This is a genomic window from Agrobacterium sp. lyk4-40-TYG-31 (assembly GCF_030209855.1).
In the GTDB taxonomy this organism is placed as follows: Bacteria; Pseudomonadota; Alphaproteobacteria; order Rhizobiales; family Rhizobiaceae; genus Agrobacterium; species Agrobacterium vaccinii.
The window spans coordinates 1-25374 of record NZ_JARVRE010000019.1; the positions used below are offsets into that span (position 1 = coordinate 1).

Genomic DNA, 25374 nt, shown 5'->3' on the forward strand with positions numbered 1-25374 from the left:
ATGATGACTCCACTTTCTCAGAAGTTGAAGCCTCCGGCAAACCCGGTGCGGTTCAACCTCTCGCTCACGCGATTCCGGTCTTAAAAGAGATCACGACCGCAGACATGTCGTTTTCAACAGTCGCGCTCTCATCTCCAGAGAACAATGGCCTTCGTGTTCAGTGGCTGGAGCAGCTTGCTACTGGGCGCGATCGCAAGAAATCCATGTCGAGCCTCGGCGATCTGGGTAACGCCGCTTTTGGAGAACTCTGGAGGGATGGTGCGTCCGATTGGTCTACCTTGTCGGGAATCGTCGAATGGATCGAGAATAATCGGCATCTTCGCATTCTGGCGTCCAAGGTATCGGACCGTGCTGGATTGGCCGTTAAAGCCCGCAGAGCTTCTGACGATTGCGCAAGGATGATCGAGCGCATTGCCGGTATAACTGAGTTTCTCCGAGCAGACCTTGATTTCATCTTTGCCAGCGACGTGCTCGCAGACATCGGACTCGAAAACATCGGAAACGTTCTCCAGCGATGGGTGGAGAGCGACGAGGAACTCTCGAAGTTTGTTGCTTACAACGGAAGGGCCACCGATGCTGCGCAACTCGGCGTCGGTGCAATCGTCGAGGGGCTTGAGAGCGGCGCATTCAAAACATCCCAAGTCATCGATCATTTTGAAATCGCCTTCTATGAGGCGATCTTGCGGCATCAGCAATCAAGGGATCCTGAGCTTGCGCGGTTTGATGGTGAGGTTCATGGTCGCTTAGTGAACGAGTTCGCCGAACTCGATCGCAACCGCATGCGCCTGTCGAGGCTCGAGGTCGTCAGGGCTCATCATAGCAGGATTCCTCAGGTCAGCGGCATAGGACCAGTCGGCATTCTGCGCGGAGAGATGGCGCGCAGGCGTAACCACATGCCGATCCGGCAACTCATGCAGAGGGCCTCACCAGCCATACAGGCGCTGAAGCCTGTCTTCATGATGAGTCCTCTGTCAATTGCACAGTTTCTGCCGCCGGGTGCTCTCGAGTTTGACCTCCTCGTGATGGACGAGGCCAGCCAGATCCAACCAGTCGATGCTCTGGGAGCGATTGCGCGCGCCCGGCAGGTCGTCGTGGTCGGCGACGAGCGTCAGTTGCCTCCGACGAAATTCTTCTCGAAGATGACCTCAAGCGGATCTGAGGACGACGACGAGCAGGATGGTGCAAGCGTCTCGGACATCGAAAGCATCCTCGGTTTGTTCTCGGCGCGGGGTCTTCCGGAAAAAATGCTGCGGTGGCATTATCGTAGTAGACACCAGTCGTTGATTGCGGTCTCGAATTCCCAATTCTACGACGACAAACTTTTCATCGTACCGAGCCCGTATACGCAGGAGGCTGGTATGGGCCTTCGGTTCCACCCCGTGAGCGGTGGCACGTTCGATGACGGCGTAAATAAAGTCGAGGCGAGGGCCGTAGCGGAGGCGGTCATCCGCCACGCCATCAACACGCCGCAGCATTCGCTCGGCGTCGCTGCGTTCTCTGTAAAGCAGAGGCGCGAAATTCAAGACCAACTCGAAATCCTTCGGCGTCTCAATCCCGCGACTGAGGACTTCTTCCATTCCCATCCACACGAACCGTTCTTTATCAAAAACCTTGAAAACGTTCAGGGCGACGAACGCGACGTAATTCTAATCTCCGTGGCCTATGCAAAGAACGCACAAGGTTACATGGGGATGCGGTTCGGTCCGCTAGGAGCGGAAGGAGGAGAACGTCGGCTCAACGTACTGATCAGCCGAGCAAAACGTCGATGCGAAGTTTACGCCTCGATCACCGATGAAGACATTGACCTTGAGCGGGCTAAGGGGAAGGGCGTTGCCGCATTCAAGCTGTTCCTGCACTACGCGCGGACTGGGCGACTATCTATTTCTCAGCGCGCCGAACGTGATATGGAAAGCGTATTCGAAGAGCAGGTTATGACCGCGCTGCATGAGAGAGGTTATCAGGTTCATCCGCAAGTTGGGATCGCCGGCTTTTTCATTGATCTTGCCGTGGCTGACGACGCAGTCCCTGGCCGATATCTCCTCGGCATCGAATGCGATGGTGCATCCTATCACGATTCCAGATCCGCTCGGGATCGCGATCGGTTACGGCAAGCGGTCCTCGAGGACCACGGTTGGACGATACATCGGATTTGGAGTTCCGATTGGTTTCAACGACCCAAGGCAGAGCTCGACCGGGTCGTTGAGGCCATCGAGCGTGCGAAAGCCAATGTACTTCAGGGCGATTCAGCAGCAGAAGGCGCGCGCCGCGCAGTTTTGGTCGAGGTAGTCACGATCGAAAGGGACGCGGTGACGGAAATTAGTTTGGAACCTGTTTCGTTCGCAAGTTCCACTCCTTTCTACGAGGAAGCATCACTAAGGGCAGACTTCAGATACGAGCTTCACGAGGTGCCTCTACCTCTGCTGGTCTCGCTGATCAAGGAAATGGTGGAGATAGAAGGACCGGTGCATCGCGACGAGGTCGTGGTCCGGATTCGCACAGCCTGGGGCCTACAGCAAGCAGGTGGACGTATCCGTGCGCACGTCGGTCGTGCACTTGATGCGGCGGTAAGCGGCGGACACGTTTACAGATCGGGAGAGTTCCTGCTGTGGCCAGGCGTAGATGCGAGGCTCCGCGACCGCAGCTCAGCGCTTTCGCCGAGCCTGAGAAGGATCGAGATGATACCTCCCATGGAGGTCGATGAGGGGATACTTTCAGTCTTGGAAGCGGGTTTCGGTGCTACGGAAGATGAAACCGTAAACGCGATCGCACGCGGTCTCGGCTTCCGTGCGACGAGCTCGCAATTGAAAGAAGTCATCAAGTCGCGCATCGGATTGCTGGTGGCGGAGGGACGGGTTCAAGTTCGCGAGAATATGCTGATCGGTGCATCCACCATGTGACGCGGCCGATTTATTGAGTGCGATGGATAGAATCTCCAGCTTTAAAACCAGCCAATTACCTCAGGATCAACCATGATTTTTCTAGATGAATACAAAGCCCTCACGAAGGTCCGCGAAATTCTCGAAGCCACTGACGAGGCTACGATAGTGGTCGCCTTCTGGGGCACGGGAGCAATCGATTCACTAGGACTCCGCAAGCCTTGGCGATCCCTGAAGATTGTGTGCAATCTCGAGTCTGGGGCCTGTAATCCTCACGAAATTGAGGAGCTACTGCAACTCGGCTCTTCCGTTGAAGTTCGATCTGACTTGCGACTTCACGGCAAGGTTTACTCAAGCGGATCCGGCGTCGTCCTCGGTTCTTCGAACGCATCAACCAACGGGCTGGTCGTTGAGGGCGTTGCTGCTTACGGCTGGTCAGAGGCAAATGTCTTCTCCGACGATACCGACCTAAACTCCAAAATCCAAGACTGGTGCAATGAGCGTTTCGCAGGGGCAAAACCTGTAACTCAAGCCGAAATTGTTGCTGCTCAGGGGCTCTGGAATATCAGGAAGGAAGCGTCTGATCGCACTGTCGCTTCGGCGCACGATCTGATCCAAGCTGTACGGGAAAAGCCTTCGGATTTCGCTGACTCAAATATCAAAGTAGTGCGGTGGGCCCGGAAGGCTACCGATGAGGCTGAAGAGGCGCACAACAGTGCGATAAAAGCAGATCGTCTCTTGGAAGGCACCGACTACTATGAAGGTTGGGGAGATAAGCATAGAAGTTGGCGATTGGCTCATCGACTACCACATCACCCGATCAAAGGCCGTTTTGACAGGATATTGGAAGGTGGTGGAGAAGCAAGGTGAACTTACGATCGTGAGGGAGCAAGACGCTATCGCGCTTCCTGCTGTCGGTGTTCTGACGGTGGATGAAGCTGATAGGGAACCTGATGCTGAGCTGATATTCGCTTCCGCGAAAAGCACAAAATACGGAAAGAAGGAAAAAGTTACAAGCATCGGAGAGTTCATCAATCAATTTGACGAATGGTTGCTTAGATCACATTGATCTGGCGTCGTGGTAGTCCCATCAATAGCTACCCTATTAAACCGCTATCATCCAAAGCTGGCAGGCACGAAACGCTCTGGCTCCGTGATGTGTTGGTAAGGTTTTGCCCCCACTTCAGAAACTGAAGACCCCAATTGATGTCTTTATTGCCGACGAAAATCTAGTTGATTGTCAATGACGACTTGCGCGTAGCTAGTGGCACGTTGTCCAGCTCCCTTCGCTATCAAGGCACTTTCCAAAGCAAGCTTTGAAATTCTCTTCATATTCACCGGCAGGTGAAAGTTTTATTTTTTCAAGCGAACATCCGTGAAATTTATTACCTTCTTGAATGTTCAAGGATTCGCTTTTCGGGAGAGACGATGACGTCCGATCCGTTTTCAAGAGAGACCTTCTCAGCCGCAATCGCAGATGGCGGTCTCGTTGCTTTGGTTGCTGGAATGAGCTTTGAAGCAGCGGAAGCGGCGGGTGTCCTTGCTGCGGAGAGTCATGACGCTCGTGCCATCGACATCATTTCGCTGGCCGAGGCCTTGGAATGGCTCGTTCTTGATCGGAGCCACGCCGTACGCCTCGCTTTTATGCTGAGGGGATTCATCGGCGCCACCGCCGAAACGGCATCACGTTTGATCCCTTTCACGCATTCATTGATTTCAATGTCGTCAGAGCACAGTTCCTACGGTTACGAGCAGGCTATCGGACGCTGGCTCGAGGGTGACGTGGCGCGCTGTGTGGCGACAATGCAAGTCCTCCGGTCGAAAAGCGACAGTCCTTTCGTTGCGCTGCTGCTTGATAAATGGCGCCAAAAGGACCCGTCCGCGGCACTTGGCGCTGCACTCGAATTCAGTGTGGACAAAGCACCGACTGCTGTTAGAGCTGCTGTCATCGCCCTTGGTGGGTATGCCGGTGCCACATGCGATATTCGAGAGCAGGCGGTTGAAGAGCTCGTCGCGAGGCTTGCTGATGAAAACTCCGCAATTCGACATGCTGCTATTTTTGGAGCTGCTCGTCATCTCGCTGAGGGGAACCTCCCGCTAAGTCTTATTGCATCTTTGGAAGCGCTGGCCCATGATCCAGGTCCAGATGACCGTGATCAGTTGATTACCTGCTTTGTCCAGAACAGGTATCCATACCCTGAACCGCTGCGACAGCGCACCTTTGAGCTGATGAAAAATGTGACGTCGCAGAACCCGCGTGTTCTCGGTCTAGTCGATGCAGCGTTGTCGGAGGCAGACCTTCTGACGGACCGGCAGATGGTCGCGGATACAATTTCCGCAATCGTTGGCAACGCAAGCGCAGACGTTGACCTAGAGAACTTCCAAAGCACAATCTACAAGATCCAGGCGTCGGGCGACGAAAATCTTGGTTGGTTCGCCACCGAGTGGTTACTTCACGGAGGGATCGCGATCCGTGATCAAGTGCATGATCTTTTCGATCCATTGGACAGGAAAATCTATGATTTCAATCTCAAGCCCTTCGGCCTGACCGAAGAGGGCATATTTTTTCTCGCCAGGAAGATTTTTGGCTTCTTGCTGGTCGCTCACGGGCCCGCTGCATCACTCCTGTGCGCCTGCCTGCAATCGCTCAGTGGCAAACCTCAGAAGGACCTCGAAATCGGGATCGTCTCCTTCTGGTTGATGAACTATCCCGGCGACATAGAGCTTTACCAAAAGCTAGCGGCGAAGTCCAAAGTTCGGAGTTTGAAGAGTTCGATCGGACGTGTCCGAAAGTCGCATGAAGCTCGAGAAGCAAAGTATGCAGCTCTTCCTTCCAACCCCGCGCTCCAGCCTTCGACCAGCGAGCGCCGCGTTCAGGCAGAGATAGATTTTGAGCAGCGAACCAAGATCAACAGGTCTGCGGAAGAGCGCTCGATCTTCAGCAACCTTTTCCACAAAAGCACGATCCTGCACGGACGGTCCTCGATTTTCTATATGGAAGACCTGTCAGGCGGCGAACCCATAAGGCAGGTCACGCCATTGGCAAGCTACGAGGTTTCCACCCCAATTGCCCGCATGGGCGTGCTCCAGCCAGTGGTGTTTGATCGCATGGTGCGCTTGTTCCGAGTAGAGGAACTGGTGTCATGAAGCTCATGCTGAAACAGTATCTCGCTTCGCTCAATGAACGGGAGGAGTTGGACGTCATTTTGCCGGATGTCCTCAGCGAGCTTGGCTTCAACGTGATATCGAGACCAAAGCGAGGGACGACCCAGTACGGCGTTGATGTGGTCGCCATCGGGCCGCACCCGGTTACCGGAGAAAAGGCGGTCTATCTCCTTTCTATCAAAGCTGGCAATCTAAGCAGAAGCCACTGGGAGGACGGCAGCCAGGCCCTCAGGGTGTCGTTGGAACAAATCCTCGAGGTTTACATCCCAACGCACGTTGCCGCCCAATTCAAAAAGCTTCCGGTTGTGATCGCGCTTTGCTTCGGTGGCGACATACAGGAGGAGGTGCGCCTCCGGATCCAGAAGTACATGGACAAGAACATTGTCCCAGGAAAGATCGAATTCGTTGAGTGGAATGGCGACAAGATCGCTGAGATGATGGTCTCGGGCCTGTTGCGGGAAAAGATGTTTCCCAAACAGATGCAGGCCTCGTTTCGCAAGGCGCTGGCGTTCGTAGACGAGCCCGCAGTCTGCGTCGCGCACTTCAGTCAGTTGCTATGGCAATTGCTAGAGATACTGCCAACAGATCACGGCGGTCTCATGCGCAAAGCACGCCAAATGCATCTCGCCGCATGGAATGTGTTCGTCTGGGCACGCGATGCGCAAAACTTGGAGGCTGCCTATCAAACGAGCGAGCTCGCAGCGTTGTGGATGTGGGATCTTGGGAGACGGCACATTGCCGACACCGCCAAGGGCAGGGAAGTCGGGTCGATGATGATGCGATGCGTGCAGCTCCATCAGATGATCTCAGAACAGTATATCGGGTCCCACGTCGACGCATATTCGCAGATTGAAAACGGTCTTGCTCTGGCTGTTCGATCAAGGTCGCCAGTCGATGTTAATCTTCGTGTGTTCGATGTTCTAGGACGAGTTGCGTTGCATGGTCTTTGGATCCTTGATGCCCGAGAAAATCTCCACCCTAACGAGAAGGCAGAGGTCGTCGCGGCGGCCGAGGTTGGGGTCGAACGCGCTCATCGCATAGTCCGAGACATAATCGGGAACAATCGCGTTCTTGAGTGCCCGCTGCGAGACGATCACGCGATTGAGATAACGCTTGCGGCAATGTTCCTCACACGATGCGGGGATCTCCAGTTTCTGGCAGGGTGGATCGAGAGCATCTTCCAAGCCTCGGCGTTCGCCTACCTGACTGGAGGTGCGTATCCGTGTATCCTTACGGAATACAGTCAGCTCGCCCTGCATCCGCAACCCTCGGACGCGTATAGGAAGGACGTCACATCCGGAAGCGAGCTATACCCCTCATTGGCCCTTTGGCTTGCGCTCCTACAAAGAGGAGACGCATTTGAGGAACTGGCCGAATTTCAGGAGAAGCATCTCGCGCATTGTACATGGCAGTTCTGGTTGCCGGACGACATTTCCGAGGATCACCTATACAGGAACACCAAAACTCATGGTGCCGCAATTACAGAGATCAAGGCATCCATCGGGAAGGAAAAGCTCCTTGAGCTGGCAAGTCGGGAAATAACGAACTCGAAAGATTTCGGCGCATTGTCAGCAGTTAGATTTAGGCATGAAAACCTGGTGCTGGTCGCATGCAGACTATATCGACTTCCAATTCCTCTTCACGTGCTTGCGGGGAAGCGGACAGATGTTGGAGATTGTGATGGCTGATCACGCTGCGGATGTTCGCACCAAAATGTCCGAAGCCAAACGTTTGGGCTCCTTTCGAGCAGATCTAAAACTGGGGATGGTGCGGATGATGATTAAATCGCCTGCAACTTCGCGATCTCGATTTCAATTAAATCTTCAGGAATAGCTCGTAGCAACGGGGATGATGCATCCCATATGTTGTCCAATGTTGCTAGTTCCGCAAGCAGAGACTTGGTGCAGGTGAACCGACCTTTGAGGGAAATGTCATTGTTTTTAGGGCCGACAAGGTATGCTTCCGCCGCGATTTTCCCAAAAGCGGTTCGCTCGAAGAATAAGCCGATCGCCCACCCGTTCAGCTCGCAACCAGTTACGGAAATGGCTCCCAGCGATGTGTGCTCGATGATCATTTGCGTCCTCCATTCACCACAACGCTCGACGATGAACTTGCAACCGGCAACGGTGAAGCATGCTTAAGGTCGTCCGAGCAGAAACACGGACGTTCATCCGCGACGCTATGGAAGGGGATGGATTGTTCAGACGAGCGTTTGGAAGATTTGCCCGGCCGACAAAGCAGGAGACGAAGAATGCCAAGTAGAAACGGACGAGTTTCGCAAGGATTACTTTTGGCTGGAGTGTGATTGTCGAAAGGGAGAACGGGAAATCTCCAATCACGTCGTTCGCGTGAGGCAATGCTGAAGGGTTCTGCCGAGCCAGAGTGTCCGCTGGGAGGTGCCGCTGAGATTCGCGGTCAGGCTTCGAGCACCGCGCAAATCGATTGGCGCCCCATTTACGACAGCCAAGGGTTCGATCCGGAACCTCGGAATTTCATCAGGAGACCAGCCTTGAGCAAGTCCAATCCCGACAAGGAAACTAGGATGTGGACTCCGATTGCCGTTTTGCCGAGTGTCGATGTTCGCACCAACAAGCTTGGCGGCGCCCATATCGCTTTGATAGGTTCCGGCGATCCACGCTACCAGGCTTTCGTTGGGGCGAATGACGACCTGATGACATTCTTGGCCCGATTCACCGGAAGTCACGGCGAGGCCTTGCGCCCTAGCGTCATTGCAGTCAGCAGCGAATATGCAGGGAAACCCGTCGCGCATGCGATTGCCAGCTTCAAAGACATCGTTGTCGCCGCCGTAACGCTCGACACCCGAGTGCTCACAATCCTGTCGGACAACAACCGCGGGCCATTCTACTCGAGTTCCTTCGACATCTATCCGTGGATGGTCACAAACCGCAGCGATAGGCTAGTTGCGATGACCCCCGCAATCTCTGCGCTCCACCAATTGAAAGGGTTCCGCGGCATTGCGTCTCCCAGTGTGCCAATTCATCAAGTGGAGGACAGCCACGTTCACTCAGGCCTGTTCGAAGGACTCTATCGTCTTTGGACGCAGCAGTATCTCGAAGAGAAGGGGGAAGCCTGGGAGGTTCGCTCGATCCTACGGTCACTTAACATGGCGGCGACGGCGATGGAGGTGCCCAACACGAGCGTCACGGAAACAATCTATGACTGGGGCAGGGTGATTGCCCACTGGGTCAGTGCATTCGAAATCCTCGTGCATCCGGGTGCGGACGGTCGCGCCGATGAGCGCATGGTCCTCGACATGCTGGCGCGAGTGGAATGGCGCCGCGGCATGCTGATCGAAAAAAGCCACTCAGTCAAAATCGGCAGAGGTCCTGCGTCCGATCGAACGCTTGCGGAGTGGCTTTATCATCGCCTCTTCAAGCTGAGAAACGATTATTTACATGGCAATCCGGTCGATGCGCGCGGATTCGATATGGAAAACGCCACTTCGATCCTCCACGTCCCGGCCGCGCTCTACCGCATGGCACTCACCACGAGAGTGCCGGCGGAGGATCCGATAACTAATGAAGACGTGCGGGAGAAACGTCGGACGCTAGCCGAATACAGCCGCTTCTATCAGTCCACGTTGTTCCAGCACCATTGCGAGGAAATTCTCCTGCGCGCAGTCGATCCCGATGCATTGAAGGATGATGAGTGACTTTCGGAGATAGCCGCCGCCTGAGCCTCGCGCATTGTGCACCGCGTAGGAAAGTCAAGGATCTTAGTGAGTTATAACGATTGACACCAACACACACTTCCTCAAGGCGATCGCCTCTTTCTCGCTTAACTCATTCTAGGTATTGGATGTCGTATTGGCCGGTTTCAATGTCGGCCTATTTGGCCAATAACAGGTTGGTTTCTCAATGATGGCGCGAAAAGCTATCTCTGTAAATGACGCCAAGAGCATGGGTGATGTATGGAGACCCACTCTGCTTGGGCGCTTGATATCAGGGTCTCCAGCGTGGGACGTGTCTCAGAACGATGGCGAGCTGTTGATCAAAACGGGCTTGGCGGAGATCAGGTTGCCGATACTTGAGGCCCAAGCCTATAAGGTTAGGCAAGGCCTCATATGGACGAAGCTGGTGATACATCCACTCTGTTCGGACGAGCGGACGCTCGGCGGTCTTCCACGCAAACAGGGTAGGTTGCTCCGCAAGACAATCGACGCGTACGTTGCGCATGCGGCACTGATGTCCGATCTCTCCGTCCTCGATGATTTCGACCGACGTCTATCGCTAAGCGAGGTGGAAAAACTTGGTTTCGAGGAAAAGGCTCGGTCAGAATTTCGTTGGCTTACGCACGAAATGGCGCTGGCGTCAGCGAATGGTCTTCCGGTGTCAGATATTGAGACTGTCGAGAGGCTCCTTGCGAAACCCGAAGTGCGGGAGGCCCTCGGGACGAAAGCGGTTTCACTCATAGATCGACTTAAATCCTTGTCGCTGGAAACAATAAAGCAGGATTGGCGACAGCGAAATTTTGATCACGTTGAGCGCGAGCTGATTGAATGCCGAAGCCTTTTTGAAAATGTCGAGAGCAGGCCACTCACCGAAGAACAGGCAAGAGCCGTCATCTGCTTTGAAAATCGTATCCAGGTTGTCGCCTCTGCCGGATCTGGCAAAACGTCGACAATGGTCGCGAAAGCAGCGTACGCTCTCCAGCGTAAATTAGTAGAGCCTAAGAACATCGTCATGTTGGCCTTCAACAAACAGGCCGCGGAGGAGTTAGCCGAGCGCGCATCCAGATCATTCGCTCGATTGGGCATGGGCGATGTGAGCGTTGACGCTCTAACCTTCCACGCTCTTGGATTGAAGATCGTGGGAAAGGCAACAGGCCGGAAACCAGATATCCCGGATTGGGCGATCGACGCCGCGGGCGGCATAAAGAAGCTGATGACCATCGTCGACGACCTCAAAGATCGATCTCCGACCTTTCGAGTGAAGTGGGACATTTTTCGCTTAGTGTTCCGCAACGATCTGAAAGTGTCCGGAGCCAATGGCGTCGCCGATACTTGGGACGAGAAGGGGCGCGGGAGAGTTCAGACGCTCGACGGCAAAACGGTTCGAAGCCGTGAAAAGGCCCTGATAGCCGACTGGCTTTTCTATAACGGCGTAAACTACGCTTACGAACAACAGTATGAAATTGACACTGTTGACGCGCTTCATCGTCAGTACCGTCCAGATTTCTACTACCCGGACATTGGTCTCTACCATGAGCATTTTGCGCTAGACGCCCAAGGCAACGCGCCGGAACATTTCGGTGACTACATCGCCGGGGTCGAATGGAAGCGCGAACTCCATGAGACCAAAGGAACCGCTCTTATTGAGACGACCTCGCATCAAATCAAGCAGGATCTCGTATTTGAGCACCTGTCGAAAGAACTCACAGCCCGTGGTATCGAACTGGATCCCAATCCCGATCGGCCTTTGCCCGACGAGGGAGCTAGGCCACTCGCTCCTGAAGAGCTGACGACGCTTGTTCGCACATTCATCAGTCACGCGAAAAGCAACGGTCTGACGAAGGATCAACTATACGAGAAAGTTGAGTCATTACCTCGCGACGTCTTCAAGCTGCGCTTCAGGATGTTTCTGGACATCGCGCTGCCGATTTTACAGGAGTGGGATGCTGCGCTCGCGGCGGAGGAGAGCATCGATTTTGAAGACATGCTAAATCTCGCGGCCGAACATTTAGAGAATGGGACCCATGACGAGCATTATGAGTTGGTTATGGCGGACGAATTTCAGGACGCCTCGAAGGCGCGGTCTCGCCTATGCAGAGCCTTGGTAGCGAAGCCCAACCGAACTTTTTTCGCTGTGGGCGATGACTGGCAATCGATTAACCGCTTCGCTGGCGCGGACGTCTCGGTGTCCTCAGGAGCTGTGCGATATATCGAGCCAATTTGTCGGTAAGAACCCAGGCCCGATATCCGAGAGGGTGCAATCGGACAAAGTTTCAGAAAGTCCAGTTCTCCAAGCGTTTCAGGTCGAGAGAAGGGACCACCTACGGGATGCTATCGAAAACTTCGTACATCAATTGGCCCGCGACGTGCGGGACGGAAAGCACGCCACCAACTCGCGAGGGAAGGTAACGGTATTTTTGCTTGGCAGGTACAATGCGGATCGGCAATACATGCCTGTGACGTGGTCAGCTTTCGAACGATGGGTTGATATCTCGTTTTTAACGATTCACAAATCGAAGGGGGCGGAAGCGGATTTTGTTATCCTTCCGGAAATGATCAGTAGACCCCGTGGACGCAGTTTTCCCAATAGGCGTGTCGATGACCCTGTCCTTGCTTTGGCTATGCCGAATGGTGACATATATCCGGACAGCGAGGAGCGCCGCCTTTTTTACGTAGCGTTGACCCGCGCAAGAAAGAGCGTGGCGATGTTCACGGTGCAAGGACAGGTTTCGCCATTCGTGGACGAGCTCGTCAACGACACCGCTTTGATTGTCTCCGAACCGGTTGGGACACCTGTCGAAGAGGAACGCTGTCCGGCTTGCCGGCAAGGCGTCATCTTGTGGAGATCTGGGAAGTATGGAGATTTTCAGTCCTGTTCCAATTTCCCTGCTTGCCGGTTTAAACCAAAGCGGAACAAGGTACCGCAACGTGACCCTAAGCAACCGAGACGTCGGGCGCCGTATCACTCGAAGATACCGAAAGGTCTCGTTGATCATGTCACTTATCGACACGCGCTTTGCTTATACCGCCCTCCAACATTCAACTGATGTGCTTGCGAAGTTAGAGGACATTCTTGGATGCGACGAGGGCTCGCTGACGTCTAGAGCGTATATAAGATGTCCTGGACAGCCCAACTGGGTGAATTTTTTTGGCGTTGAAATGCGCTCGACGAACCTGACCATGAAGTTTCGGCGGGTATCCCCTACGGCGTTGCGATCGTCGCCGCATCTCAATGCGGTATGGTGCGTACGACCGATTTCTTTCGATCCCAGCACGCGTGAACAGCTTTTAGACCATTGCCCAGTATGCGAAAAGCGGTTTTCGTTTACCGACATCCATGAGGTCTGGTCGTGTCCCTCTTGTACCTGTATCGATGAGGAGGGATTTGAGCGTCCCTCCGTCGACCTGAGAGATTTTCCCCAGCCACGCGTAGAGGTAAGCGACGAGCAAGCGCTCGATTTTGTAACAAGCTTGGTGGATCCTTGTCGGCAGGAAGCCGATCCCCCTCAACGGGCGCTTCATGAAGACCTTCAACACACGTCCAGAGGCGATTTGTTCGAACTCGCTCTTGCATTGTGTCGCGCGGAATATCGCCGGGACAACTTCGGTGACAGCAGATTGATTGGTCGCCTTGGCCGACATTCCGTGGATTCCACCGATCCAGAGAATCTTGCGCAGGCGGGCCGTGTACTGCTCGGATGGCCTAAGGCGTTTCACGAATTCGCCGATAGGATGCGTGAAGCGCAAACGTGTCAAGATTGGATGTCCGAGACGCAGAAGGAACTTGGCGCGTTGGCAATCGCCAGAGACGGCCTAGATCGGAAGCCTGTCCGCGAAATCCTGAAGCAGGCGATGCAGGATAATAAGGTGATCACCTCGCGACGCCGTTCAGGCGAAGTTTTCGACGTTTATAGTTCCGACGTCCTGATCAATCAAAAGCAGGCTGCGCTAGAACTCGGCTGTTCCGAAGATACCGTCGCGAGACATCTCAAAGCGTTCTCCTTGAAGTCAGATCGACCGAACGACAACAAAGGAGCGATCAGATACAGAGCAAAGGATATCGCGTCGGTAAAAAGGGACTGCGGGTTGATGGTGCCTTTTTCCACTGCCGAACTTCGGTTGGGTATCCCCTATGCTGACATGACGAACTTCGTTGACGCGGGCTTGCTGAAAGCCGGGAGGCACCCGTTGAGGTCACCACGGGCGATGTACGATTTCGACATCCAGACGATAGAGGATCTCTGCCAAGCTATCAGCGGGAATGCTGACAAGCCGCATTTCGAGGGGAAGGGTCTTACCATAAGCGACGTCGTTCTACGCTTAGCGGAGAGGTCGCCAACGACATGGCTCGACATTGCAAACTGCATTTTATCCGGGAGGTTGAGGGTGTGGCAAAAGAAGACCTTTCGCCTGCTTGCAAACCTGTGCGTGTCCTCGCCTCTAGCTGTCACCAAAGCGTTGGGACTGTCCAAGCGCGCCATACCTTTACGTCAGACAGAAGTCTTTGCAGACTTCGGTTGGCACAAGTTTCAGGTTCGTACACTAATCGAGCTGGATCTCATACCGACTGAATTTTACGAGGCCGACATATTAAAAATGACCGAACTGTACCTGTTCTCGACCGATGTGCAGTTGCTCCTCAAGGAGCGCCGTTTGCCCTACACCAAGGAGGATGCAATTCGCTGGTGCAAGACGGCCGGCATAAAACATGTGTCGCGCGACGTCGCGCGTGAGATATGGCGTCGGAAAGACGTGTTGAGTAGCCTTGACAGGTGAGCGACGTGCAAGATTGCCCATTCACAGCTTTGCGCGCCTTTTCAAACGTTTAATTCTTTCGCGACATATCCCCAATCCGCCCCAGCCATAAGGGCCGCTTAGTCAAATTACGCTACCTTGCGGCTTAGTCGTCTTGCACAGTTATCATGTCGACGATCCGCGCTTTACCACCAACCTCATTTGTTTTTCATCGGCATTTCCTCTGATCGAATTACGCGATAGCGACCATTGATGTTTCTCTGAGCCAAAGTCGGAAAGTGTGAACTAGCCCAGATTTTTTTGATCCGCCGTTCGGTAGCCGGGTCGTTCCCTCAGATTCAGTTTTTTGCGGCTCGTGATTCGAATTTTTGCGGAAGGTCGAACGATATCAACTGCTTGCGAGATTCACCTTAAATGCGGGCGGTCAGTTGCGGCGAGCTTTCCCGGTTGCATTTCGCTCTTTGTTTCGCGCATGCGCTCTGTCGAGCGCCTGATAACCTCGGAGATTTCTCGCAATTGCCTGCTGAGAGGCGTGGAGTTTCGCCAGATCATGCCGATGCTGCGAACCGGGGCGGGGGCTTCGAAATGCGAGACGGAAACATGGGCGGAGCGGGTTTCCATTGACACGGCCATTTCCGGGATGAGGGTGATGCCGATACCAGCGCTGACCATCTGCACAAGCGTGGAGAGTGAGCTGCCTTCCATGACTTCGCGCGGCTGCGAAGAGCCGACATGGCAGAAGGACAGAGCTTGATCACGGAAGCAATGGCCTTCTTCCAGAAGCAGAAGCCGCATCTTCGGCAGCGTGGTCCGCTCCGGCACCGGCTTGCCCTCATCCTCGCGGCCCCTGACGAGGACGAATTCCTCATCGAACAATTTCAGTTCGGTCAGGGACGGTTCGGATATCGGCAGCGCGACGATGGCGAGATCGAGATCGCCCTGCTTCAACTCCTCCAGGAGACGGGCGGTCTGGGTTTCCCGGATCTGGATTTCGATGCCCTCGAAGGTTCTGTTGAGGTCATTGATGATCGTAGGCAAAAGGTATGGCGCCACGGTGGGAATGACGCCGATCCGCAGGCGCGACAGGAAGGCGTTCTTGGAGGCGCGCGCCAGTTCCGCTAACTCATCGACGGCACGCAGGATTTCACGCACACGCACCGCAAAGGTCTCGCCGAATGCCGTCAGCTTGACGTCCCGCGCGCTGCGCTCGAACAGCTCGTGACCAACGTCCGCCTCCATCTCCTTGATCTGCATGGAAAGCGCGGGCTGGGAAATGGCGCAGGCATCGGCGGCCAGCCGAAAGCGGCGGTGACGCGCAAGCGCTTCGAAATAGCGCATCTGCTTCAGTGTCAGATTTTTCATAAGCTGAGATTATCGCATCGATCAGTAAATCCAACTTAAATTTATCGCCGTCAGTCGTTAAAAGGTCTTGAGGCGAGGTTACATTTTCGCTGAGGTCGTGGAAACGCGATCAAGGTCGACTGAAATCCTGCAATTTTAACAGCAAGAGCCTTTTCAAACGCCCACTCAAAAGTGATATGGAGACCATTATGGACCAGAAAACCGACAGCGCGGGCCAATGTCCCGTAGCCCACGGCCAGACACCCAAAGCCGTTCGTGCAAACCGGGACTGGTGGCCGAACCAGCTCAACATTCAGATCCTGCACAATGGCTCGTCCCTTTCGGACCCGCTGGGCAAGGATTTCGATTACGCGGAAGCGTTCAAGAAGCTTGATCTGGATGCGGTGAAGCGCGACCTGCATGCTCTCATGACCGATTCCCAGGAGTGGTGGCCAGCAGACTTCGGCCACTATGGCGGTCTCTTCATCCGCATGGCGTGGCACAGCGCGGGCACGTACCGCATTACCGACGGTCGTGGTGGCGCCGGTGCCGGTCAGCAGCGTTTCGCGCCACTCAACAGCTGGCCTGACAACGCCAACCTCGACAAGGCCCGCCGCCTGTTGTGGCCGATCAAGCAAAAATACGGCAACAGCATTTCCTGGGCCGATCTGATGATCCTGACCGGCAACGTCGCGCTGGAATCCATGGGCTTCAAGACCTTCGGTTTCGCGGGTGGTCGCGCCGATGTGTGGGAGCCGGAAGAGTTGTTCTGGGGCCCGGAAGGCACGTGGCTGGGCGATGAGCGCTACAGCGGCGAGCGTGAATTGGCAGAGCCGCTGGGCGCTGTGCAGATGGGTCTGATCTACGTTAACCCCGAGGGACCGAACGGCAACCCGGACCCGCTGGCGTCTGCCCGCGACATTCGCTCGACCTTTGCCCGCATGGCGATGGACGATGAAGAAACGGTGGCCCTGATCGCAGGCGGCCATACCTTCGGCAAGACCCACGGCGCGGGCGATCCGTCGCTGATCGGTGCGGAGCCGGAAGGCGGTGAGCTGGAAGCGCAGGGTCTGGGCTGGAAGAACTCCTTCGGCACCGGCATCGGCAAGGATACCACGACCGGTGGCCCTGAGGTGACGTGGACGCAGACACCGACGCAGTGGAGCAACTTCTTCTTCGAAAACCTCTTCGCTTTCGAATGGGAACTGACGACGAGCCCCGCCGGTGCAAAGCAATGGGTAGCCAAGAATGCCGAGCCATCGATTCCTGATGCCTATGATCCAACGACCAAGCATCTTCCAACAATGCTGACGTCCGATCTGGCTCTGCGTTTTGACCCGGCCTACGAGAAGATTTCGCGCCGCTTCCTCGAAAACCCGGATCAGTTCGCTGACGCCTTTGCCCGCGCCTGGTTCAAGCTGACCCACCGCGACATGGGCCCCAAGGCACGCTACCTCGGACCGGAAGTGCCATCGGAAGACCTGATCTGGCAGGACGTCGTTCCCGCTGTCGACCATCCGCTGGTGGACGATGCCGATATCGCGCATCTCAAGGCAAAGGTTCTCGCGACCGGTCTCAGCGTCAAGGAACTGGTTGCGACGGCCTGGGCCTCCGCTTCGTCGTTCCGTGGTTCGGACAAGCGTGGCGGTGCAAACGGTGCGCGTATCCGTCTGGAGCCGCAGAAGAACTGGGAAGTCAACGAGCCTCAGCAGCTTGCAAAGGTGCTCAGCGTTCTGGAGGGCGTCCAGCGCGACTTCAACGCGGCCCAGAGCGGCGGCAAGAAGATTTCGCTCGCCGACCTGATCGTTCTGGCCGGTGCGGCCGGTATCGAGAAGGCTGCCAAGGCAGGCGGAAACGACATCACCGTGCCGTTCACGCCGGGCCGTACCGATGCATCGCAGGAACAGACGGATGCTGCGTCCTTCGCAGCGCTCGAGCCGCGTGCGGATGGTTTCCGCAATTATGTCAGCAAAACGCGCCATCAGTTCATGAAGCCGGAAGAAGCACTCGTGGACCGGGCCCAGCTTCTGACGCTTACGGGACCGCAGATGGCTGTTCTCGTGGGTGGTCTGCGTGTGCTCGATATCGGTGAGCCTGCCAGCGGCGTGTTCACCGACCGCGTGGGCGTGCTCAGCAACGACTTCTTCGTCAACCTGCTGGATATGGACCTCGAATGGTCGCCGGTGGCTGGCCAGACGGGCGTTTACCAGGCACGCAGCCGCAAGACCGGCGAAACGAAATGGACCGGCACACGCGTCGATCTGATTTTCGGCTCGCACTCCCAGCTTCGCGCCCTGTCGGAAGTCTATGCGTCCTCGGATGCGAAGCAGAAGTTCGTCAAGGACTTCGTGGTTGCCTGGAACAAGGTGATGAACGCAGATCGTTTCGATCTGGTCTGATGCGGCGCTGGTAACAGCGATTCGCTCAGAGTGTGCCGTTGCTGGAAGGCAGCGGCACGATACCCCCCTCAGATTTAACCGTAGATAGCACCGGGCGTGGCGACTGCCACGTCCGGTGGCTATGTCTTTAATTTTCCTCAACCATTTTCAGATTTTTTTACGATTTCGCTAACCGTGATCACAAACATTAGATATCCATTATCATGCTTTGGTGCTGTCGCGGTCTCGGCTGAATGCTCGATCTGACGTCCGGTTCTTCAGCCTGCACTTTGGGAAAAAATCTCATCACGCATATCGTGAATTGCTGATATAAGGTTTGAGCAGGATCCGATGTTTGACGGAAGTCAGCCCGGGCGGTTCTATCGAGGGAACAAGTCTATGCCTATCGTGCGGTTCATTCTCAGCGCCATGTTGGCACTCACATGGCTGTCTTCTGCTCATGCGGACAGTTTGCCACAGCCAGCGGGCAAACCCATTCTGTCGATCTCCGGCAACATCGCCAACACCAACGGCAAGGGTGTCGCGACATTCGACCGCGACATGCTGGAGGCGATCGGCCTTGTCACGGTCGAAACGCATTCGCCATGGTATGACGGGCTGACGCGATTCGAAGGCGTGCCGTTGAAAAAACTGTTGGAGTTCGTGGGTGCCAAGGGTACGACAGTGACGGCAGTTGCGCTCAACGATTATGTCAGTACGCTGCCCATGTCCGACATCGACAAATTCAATGTCATATTGGCCATGAAGCGGGACGGAAATTATATGGAGGTCCGTGAAAAAGGCCCACTCTTCGTGATATATCCCTATGATACTTCTGCAGAGCTTCAAACACAAACATATTACACCCGCTCCGCGTGGCAGGTTGCAAAGCTTAAAGTCGAATAAAGGTGCCGATTGCGCAAAGTATTGGCGGTTATCATTTGCTGCTTCGTTCTGGCGACGGGCTATATAGCCTATGTCATTGCGCAGCGGCAAACCGCGCTACAGAAATTTGCCAGATATAATGACTCATGGGCGGTAAGCCAGACCGTTTCGGAATATCTGCGCCTCCAGAACAATCTCTATGGCTTCCTGATGGACCCGGAGCTAGTCACGCGTGACAATCTGCGCCTGCGCATGGATTTGATGCTGGGTAGGCTGGAGCTTCTCAACCAGGGCAATCTGGGAGCCTTCATTGCCGAGCGACCCGAGTGGAAGGAACTGGTCGCTTCGCTGAACACCGTTCTGCATGATCTCGACGGCCAGATCGACACGCTACAGCCCGCCGCCGTCAAGCCGATACTGGAAACGATGCGGGAGCTGGATGGGCCCCTGACGACCCTTGCGTCCTCCTCCGTTGCCTATGATGTCGCCGTTGTCGATAACGCGCATTCCGAAGTGCGCGCGTTGCACATGATCTTCACCGGGCTGGCTGGCGGCCTGATCGTCTGCGGTGTCGCGCTCATTCTTCTGCTGAACCGCCACAACAATCTTCTCGACCGCGCCCACAAGGATATGCGAGGCCTCACCGACGATCTGCGCGCAGCGACGCTGGAGCTGAAGGAAAACAATGCGCGGCTTGAGCACGACGCCTATCACGACGCGCTGACAGAACTGCCCAACCGGTCCTTGTTCCGCAAGGAATTGAACGACAGGCTGGCATCGGCAGACAAGCGCACGGCGACCATTCTTTTGCTGGACCTCGATGGTTTCAAGGACATCAATGATACGTTGGGTCACGACGTCGGTGATGCGCTGTTGCAGGCGGTCGGAACGCGGTTGTCGTCGCTGTTGGGCAATGGGGATATGGTCTGCCGTCTGGGTGGCGATGAGTTCGCTGTCATCACCAGCGGTCTAAACGAAGACGAGGCGATTGGCTTTGCCGACACGCTGATAGCGCAGATCAGTCACCCCTATAATCTGGGCGAGCTTGAAATCAAGATCGGCACCTGTGTGGGCATTGCCGTGTCGAGCGATGTCACCAATGCCGACGAGCTGTTCAAGCGCGCCGACCTTGCGCTTTACGAGTCCAAGCGGATGGGGCCGGGACGCGTCAGCGTGTTCAAGGTCCATATGCAGCAGCAACTGACCGAGAAACGCTCTTTCGAGGCGGATTTGCAAACGGCTGTGCAGAACAATGAGATGGAAGTCTATTACCAGCCGCAAATGCTGACCAATAGCCGCGAAATATGCGGCTTTGAGGCTCTGCTGCGCTGGACGCATCCCGTGCGCGGCAGCGTGCCGCCATCCGCCTTCATTCCCGTGGCTGAGCGAACCGGCCTGATCCATTCGCTGGGCAAGTGGGCGATGGACACGGCCTGTCAGGAAGCCAAATCCTGGAAGGGTGATCTGAAGGTGGCGATCAATCTGTCCCCCGTTCAGTTTCACAGCACGAGCCTGATCAACAATGTGGTTGATGCTCTGGACAAGAGTGGGCTGGATGCCAGCAGGCTGGAACTGGAAATCACCGAATCCGTGCTGCTGAACAGGAGTGAACAGACGCTCGACACGCTTCAGAAGCTGAAGGATGTCGGCATCCAGATCGCCATGGACGATTTCGGCACCGGCTATTCGTCGCTGGGCAATCTGCGCGGTGTGCCCTTCGACAAGATCAAGATCGACCAGTCCTTCATGCGCGATGTTGCGACCGACACGGATGCGCTGGCGATTGTGGAGTTCGTTGTCGGCATGGCCAAGAGCCTGCGCATGACGACGATTGCGGAGGGGATCGAGACGCAGGAACAATTCGACTGCATGACCCGTCTTGGCTGCGATCAGATGCAGGGCTATCTGATCGGAAGACCGTCACCTGCCGACAGGCTGAATGTCTTTCGCCGCGCGATTTGAACCATCGATAACTGGCTTATATCAGGGCGCTGCCCAAAAGGAATTTTGAAAATGGAACGGCTTGACGTGCACGGGGTGAAACTGGATCTGGCAAGAACAGAGGTTTCTCCCGTCATCTGGAAAGCGCTGGAGGATGGCAGCTACGAGGCGAAAGAAGCCCGCAGCATTTTCAAAGCCATCAAGCCCGGCGACCGCGTGCTGGAACTGGGCTCCGGCATAGGCATCATTACCTCCATCATTGCCGGCATCGAGGACGTGTCGGTCTGGGCTTTCGAGGCCAACCCGGGAACCGCAGCGCTGGCTGAGCGGGTCATCAAGGCCAACTGCCCTGACAATGTGGTGTTTTCGCAAGGCTTGCTGACGGCCCACGCGCCGCATGTGCATCCGTTTTACGTGCGCAAGGACCTGTGGATGTCATCCATGGATGAAAATCAGGGGCCTTACGAACACCGGATCGAAATCCCCTCAGAGAATATCGACGCGTTCATTGCTCACCATCGCATCAATGCGCTGGTGATGGATATCGAAGGGGCCGAGCACGACCTGTTGCAGAATGCCAAGCTGGAGGGCGTGGAGCGCATCTTCGTAGAGTTGCACGACCACCTCTACCATCTGGCAGGCATCCGCGACATTACACAGGCGCTGGCGCTGAAGGGCTATTCCTATGATCCGCGCGGCTCACGCGGACCCTGTGTGCTGTTTTCGAAAGACGACACGCCGAGAGAATACGATCCCGACGTGGATTGAGGCTCGTCTCTCAAGCGTTCGCGCCCTCATATTCCAGCGATGCGCCGATGAGCTCGCGGGCGTAAGGGTGCGTTGCGCCGTTATCGGCAATCGCGCTTCTTGGCAGGATTTCGGTGACTTCGCCGCGCAGCATCACCGCGAAGCGGTCGCACATGTGGTCCACCACCGCCAGATCATGGGTGACCATGATGTAGGTGAAGCCGCGCTCTTCCCGCAGGCGCTGGAGCAGGTTGAGGATTTCCGCCTGAACGGAGACGTCGAGCGCCGACGTCGGCTCGTCCAGCAATAGCAGCGATGGTTCGAGAATAAGCGCGCGGGCAATGGCAACACGCTGGCGCTGACCGCCGGAAAGCTGGTGCGGAAAGCGGTCCAGAAACGACACCGGCAAACCGACATCGGTGATGACCTTGCGCATCCGCTCTTCCTTGTTGTCGAGCTTGTGGATGGTCAGGGGCTCGTTCAGAACGGTGCGCACCGACTGGCGCGGGTGCAGCGAGCCGTAAGGGTCCTGAAAGACCATTTGCAGGGTGCGGCAACGGTCTATCAGCGGGATGTCGCGGACCGATTTTCCGTCGATCAGAACCTCGCCCTTCCAGAAATCCGTGAGCATGGAGACACAACGCAGCACGGTGGATTTGCCCGAGCCTGATTCACCCACCAAGCCGAAGCATTCGCCTGGTTTGACCGAAAAGGACACCGAGGGCAGAACTTTGACGGCGGCCGGGCCATCGCCGAAGGTGATCGACAAATCTCTGATTTCGACGGACACTGACATCAGACTTTTTCCTCCAGCCATTCCGGGCGACGGTCAAGCACGGCAAGCGGCGAACGGCTGCCGCCGATGCGGGGCTGGGCTGCCAGAAGGCCGCGTGTGTAGGGATGTTGCGCGCTATCGAGATCGCGGGCCGACAGGGTTTCGACCACCTGACCGGCATACATGATGAGAACGCGATCGCAGAAATTGCGCACCAGATTGAGATCGTGGCTGATCATGATCAGGCCGATGCCACGGTCGCGGACCAGCCCGTCGAGAATATTGAGAACCTGCAAACGCACCGTGACATCCAGCGCCGAGGTCGGTTCGTCGGCAATCACCAAATCGGGGTCTGCCAGAAGCATCATCGCAATCATCACGCGCTGGCCCATGCCGCCGGAAATCTCGTGCGGATATTGCGCATAGACCCGTTCGGGATCACGGATTTTGACCGCTTCCAGCATGACCAGCGCCTTGATCTTGGCTTCCGCTTTCGTGCATCTGAAATGCCGCAGATAGGTTTCGGCCACCTGATCACCGACGCGCCTGATAGGGTTGAGCGAAAACTTCGGGTCCTGAAGGATCATCGACATGCGTCTGCCGCGGATCTTCAGCATCTCTTTTTCAGACAGCGACAAGAGATCGACATCGTCGAACCGAAGCGTATCGGCAGTGATTGTCGCACCCGGCAGGAGGCGCAAAAGCGCACGTCCGACGGTGGACTTGCCGGAGCCGCTTTCGCCGACGATGCCCAGTCTCTCACGGCCCAGTGTGAAAGACACGCCGCGCACGGCTTCCGTTGGGGAGCCGCCATACCGAATGCGGAGATTTTCGACGTCCAGAATGGTCCGTTCCATGGCTTATCTCCGGTTCATCTGCTTGGGATCGAGCGCATCACGCAATCCATCGCCCAGAAGGTTGAAGGCAAGGCTGACAGAGAGGATGGAGACGCCGGGGAACGTGACCAGCCACCAGTTATCCAGCATGTAGCGGCGGCCCGTGGCGATCATCGCGCCCCATTCCGGCAAGGGTGGTTGTGCGCCAAGGCCGAGAAAGCCGAGACCGGCGGCGGTCAGGATGACGGTTGCCATGTTGAGCGTCAGGCGGATGAGGACCGACGGTAGGCACATGGGCATGATCGACTTGACGATGATGCGCATGGGCGATGCGCCCTGAAGTCTTGCGGCGGCGATATAATCGGCGTTGCGGAATGTCATCGCTTCGGCGCGGGCAAGGCGGGCAATCGGCGGCCACGAGGTCAGCGCAATCGCGATGATCGCGTTGTTGAGGCTAGGGCCCAGTGCGGCAACGAAGGCCAGGGACAGGATGAGGCTGGGGAACGACAGGAAGATATCGGTGATGCGCATCATGACCGTATCGAACTTGCCGCCGAGATAGCCAGACGCCGTGCCGATGATGAGCCCGATGGGGCCGACCACGATAGAGACGAGAAAGATGATGGTGAGCGTGATGCGTGCACCGAAGATGAGGCGGCTGAAAATGTCTCGGCCCAGTTCGTCGGTGCCGAACAGATGGCCATCGCCCGGTGCTTTCAGCACATTTGTCAGATCCTGCACGTAGGGGTCATGCGTGGCGATCAGCGGTGCGAAGATGGCGGCGAGGATCAGGATGGCAAGGACGATGAGCCCGAAGGTCGAGGTGGGGCTGCGCAACAGGAAGAGAAAGATGTTCTTCAGCGCATTTACGGAGGCTGGGAGCCTGATTTTTTCTGCTTGCGCGGTCATCAGCGTGTCCTCGGGTCGAAGAAGCGATACAGAATATCGGACAGGAGATTGAGGCCGATGAAGATGACGCCGACGATGAGAACGCAGGTCATCACGGCATTCATGTCACCGGTGATCAGGTTGCTGGTGAGGTACTGGCCAAAGCCCGGCCACGCAAACACCGTTTCGATCAGCACCGCACCTTCCAGAAGCGAGCCGTAGGCAAGCGCCACGATGGTGACGAGCTGCACGCGAATATTGGCAAAGGCATGCCGCCAGATGGTTTGGCGGCTGGAAAGCCCCTTCACCCGCGCCGTCGTTACGTATTCTTGTCCCAACTGGTCGAGCATGAAGCTGCGGGTCATGCGCGTGATGTAGGCGGAAGAGGAATAGCCCAGCAGTGAGGCGGGCAGGATGAGGTGATTGACGGCGGACCAGAAGACATCCATGTCTCCCGCCAGAAGGCTGTCGATCAGCAGGAAACCCGTGCGCTCATCGACAAGGCCGATGTAGAACTGGTCCATGCGACCGCTGCCGCCGACAAGGTCCAACTTCGCGTAAAAGACGATCAGCGCGATCATGCCTGTCCAAAAGATGGGCATGGAATGACCGAACAGGCTGACGACACGAACCAGATGGTCGGGCCAGCGATCCTTGTTGACGGCGGCAAAGACGCCCATGGGCACGCCAAGGCCTGCGCCAATCATGATGGCGAAGGTGGCAAGCTCGATGGTGGCGGGCATGACATGCAGGATATCCTGAATGACAGGTTGGCCGGTTCTGATGGATGTGCCGAAATTACCGGTGAAGACATCGCCGAGATAATAGAAGAATTGCTGCCAGATCGGCTTGTCTAGACCCAGCGAGCGGAAAACCTGCTCATAGGTTTCGCGGGTCGCATCTTCACCGACGATGGCGCGAACAGGATCCGCAGGCATCAGGCGTCCGATGAAGAAGGTGAGCAAAAGCAGGCCGAGCAACGTGATGGCGATGGTGCCGATTTGCCCTACCACGCCGGCAAGGCGCGGGCTCCGAATGGTCATTGTTCCTCCCTCTGCCAGTCCTCCGGAAGCGAACGCTTCATGTCTGACAAGTT

At 56.0% G+C, this 25374-nt stretch carries 20 protein-coding genes; 13 read left to right on the plus strand and 7 right to left on the minus strand.

Translation table 11 applies throughout. From position 1 onward, the window contains the following. From QRN55_RS22575 to QRN55_RS22595, 5 genes are all read left to right on the plus strand, one after another. A partial coding sequence (locus tag QRN55_RS22575) for a DUF3320 domain-containing protein (protein ID WP_284778349.1) occupies positions 1-2897 on the plus strand: 2897 nt, incomplete at its 5' end. Positions 2898-2969: 72 nt separating this feature from the next. Continuing rightward, on the plus strand, positions 2970-3746 hold the full coding sequence (locus QRN55_RS22580) for a phospholipase D family protein (protein ID WP_284778350.1): 777 nt from the start codon (positions 2970-2972) through the stop codon (positions 3744-3746). Further along, positions 3727-3945, plus strand: coding sequence for a hypothetical protein (locus QRN55_RS22585; RefSeq protein WP_284778351.1), 219 nt, complete (start codon positions 3727-3729; stop codon positions 3943-3945). Before QRN55_RS22580 ends, QRN55_RS22585 begins: the two co-directional genes overlap by 20 nt. A gap of 359 nt (positions 3946-4304) precedes the next feature. Next, a complete protein-coding gene (locus tag QRN55_RS22590; RefSeq protein ID WP_284778352.1) occupies positions 4305-6023 on the plus strand; it encodes a hypothetical protein in 1719 nt (572 codons plus the stop codon). Beyond that, on the plus strand, positions 6020-7729 hold the full coding sequence (locus tag QRN55_RS22595; protein ID WP_284778353.1) for a hypothetical protein: 1710 nt from the start codon (positions 6020-6022) through the stop codon (positions 7727-7729). Before QRN55_RS22590 ends, QRN55_RS22595 begins: the two co-directional genes overlap by 4 nt. Before the next feature lie 92 nt (positions 7730-7821). On the opposite strand, the gene QRN55_RS22600 is transcribed toward QRN55_RS22595, so the two are convergent. After that, a complete protein-coding gene (locus QRN55_RS22600) occupies positions 7822-8115 on the minus strand; it encodes a hypothetical protein (RefSeq protein WP_284778354.1) in 294 nt (97 codons plus the stop codon). Between the two features lie 282 nt (positions 8116-8397). On the opposite strand from QRN55_RS22600, the gene QRN55_RS22605 reads away from it, so the two are divergent. The 3 genes from QRN55_RS22605 (at position 8398) to QRN55_RS22615 (ending at position 12779) form a co-directional block, all read left to right on the plus strand. Then, positions 8398-9714, plus strand: a complete 1317-nt coding sequence (locus QRN55_RS22605) for a hypothetical protein (RefSeq protein WP_284778355.1) — start codon at positions 8398-8400, stop codon at positions 9712-9714. A 334-nt stretch (positions 9715-10048) separates the two neighbouring features. Beyond that, a complete protein-coding gene (locus QRN55_RS22610; RefSeq protein ID WP_284778356.1) occupies positions 10049-11962 on the plus strand; it encodes a UvrD-helicase domain-containing protein in 1914 nt (637 codons plus the stop codon). A gap of 220 nt (positions 11963-12182) precedes the next feature. Then, on the plus strand, positions 12183-12779 hold the full coding sequence (locus tag QRN55_RS22615; RefSeq protein ID WP_284778357.1) for a 3'-5' exonuclease: 597 nt from the start codon (positions 12183-12185) through the stop codon (positions 12777-12779). Between the two features lie 241 nt (positions 12780-13020). Here QRN55_RS22615 and QRN55_RS22620 read toward each other — a convergent pair whose 3' ends face one another. Further along, positions 13021-13488 (minus strand): hypothetical protein, encoded by a 468-nt coding sequence (locus QRN55_RS22620; RefSeq protein ID WP_284778358.1) that lies wholly within the window; start codon positions 13486-13488, stop codon positions 13021-13023. A 6-nt stretch (positions 13489-13494) separates the two neighbouring features. On the opposite strand from QRN55_RS22620, the gene QRN55_RS22625 reads away from it, so the two are divergent. Further along, positions 13495-14508 (plus strand): hypothetical protein, encoded by a 1014-nt coding sequence (locus QRN55_RS22625; RefSeq protein WP_284778359.1) that lies wholly within the window; start codon positions 13495-13497, stop codon positions 14506-14508. Positions 14509-14892: 384 nt separating this feature from the next. Here QRN55_RS22625 and QRN55_RS22630 read toward each other — a convergent pair whose 3' ends face one another. Further along, on the minus strand, positions 14893-15849 hold the full coding sequence (locus QRN55_RS22630; protein WP_284778360.1) for a hydrogen peroxide-inducible genes activator: 957 nt from the start codon (positions 15847-15849) through the stop codon (positions 14893-14895). Between the two features lie 188 nt (positions 15850-16037). On the opposite strand from QRN55_RS22630, the gene katG reads away from it, so the two are divergent. From katG to QRN55_RS22650, 4 genes are all read left to right on the plus strand, one after another. Continuing rightward, on the plus strand, positions 16038-18227 hold the full coding sequence (gene katG / locus QRN55_RS22635; protein WP_284778361.1) for a catalase/peroxidase HPI: 2190 nt from the start codon (positions 16038-16040) through the stop codon (positions 18225-18227). A 378-nt stretch (positions 18228-18605) separates the two neighbouring features. Next, positions 18606-19112: a putative pterin-binding protein gene (locus tag QRN55_RS22640; RefSeq protein WP_111841713.1), complete on the plus strand. Its 507-nt coding sequence runs from the start codon at positions 18606-18608 to the stop codon at positions 19110-19112. A gap of 9 nt (positions 19113-19121) precedes the next feature. After that, on the plus strand, positions 19122-21053 hold the full coding sequence (locus QRN55_RS22645) for a putative bifunctional diguanylate cyclase/phosphodiesterase (RefSeq protein ID WP_284778362.1): 1932 nt from the start codon (positions 19122-19124) through the stop codon (positions 21051-21053). Between the two features lie 51 nt (positions 21054-21104). Then, positions 21105-21800 carry an FkbM family methyltransferase gene (locus tag QRN55_RS22650; protein ID WP_284778363.1) on the plus strand — a complete coding sequence of 232 codons (696 nt, stop codon included), beginning with the start codon at positions 21105-21107 and terminating at the stop codon, positions 21798-21800. Positions 21801-21810: 10 nt separating this feature from the next. On the opposite strand, the gene QRN55_RS22655 is transcribed toward QRN55_RS22650, so the two are convergent. From QRN55_RS22655 to QRN55_RS22670, 4 genes are read right to left on the minus strand one after another with little or no spacing between them, the layout of a single operon-like run. After that, entirely contained in the window at positions 21811-22575 is a 765-nt protein-coding gene (locus QRN55_RS22655) for an ABC transporter ATP-binding protein (protein ID WP_284778364.1), read from the minus strand. Further along, positions 22575-23411, minus strand: a complete 837-nt coding sequence (locus QRN55_RS22660; RefSeq protein ID WP_284778365.1) for an ABC transporter ATP-binding protein — start codon at positions 23409-23411, stop codon at positions 22575-22577. The genes QRN55_RS22655 and QRN55_RS22660 overlap by 1 nt, the downstream gene beginning before the upstream one ends. 3 nt (positions 23412-23414) lie before the next feature. Next, positions 23415-24299, minus strand: coding sequence for an ABC transporter permease (locus tag QRN55_RS22665; RefSeq protein ID WP_284778366.1), 885 nt, complete (start codon positions 24297-24299; stop codon positions 23415-23417). Then, on the minus strand, positions 24299-25321 hold the full coding sequence (locus QRN55_RS22670; RefSeq protein WP_284778367.1) for an ABC transporter permease: 1023 nt from the start codon (positions 25319-25321) through the stop codon (positions 24299-24301). Before QRN55_RS22670 ends, QRN55_RS22665 begins: the two co-directional genes overlap by 1 nt. Between the last annotated feature and the right edge of the window lie 53 nt (positions 25322-25374).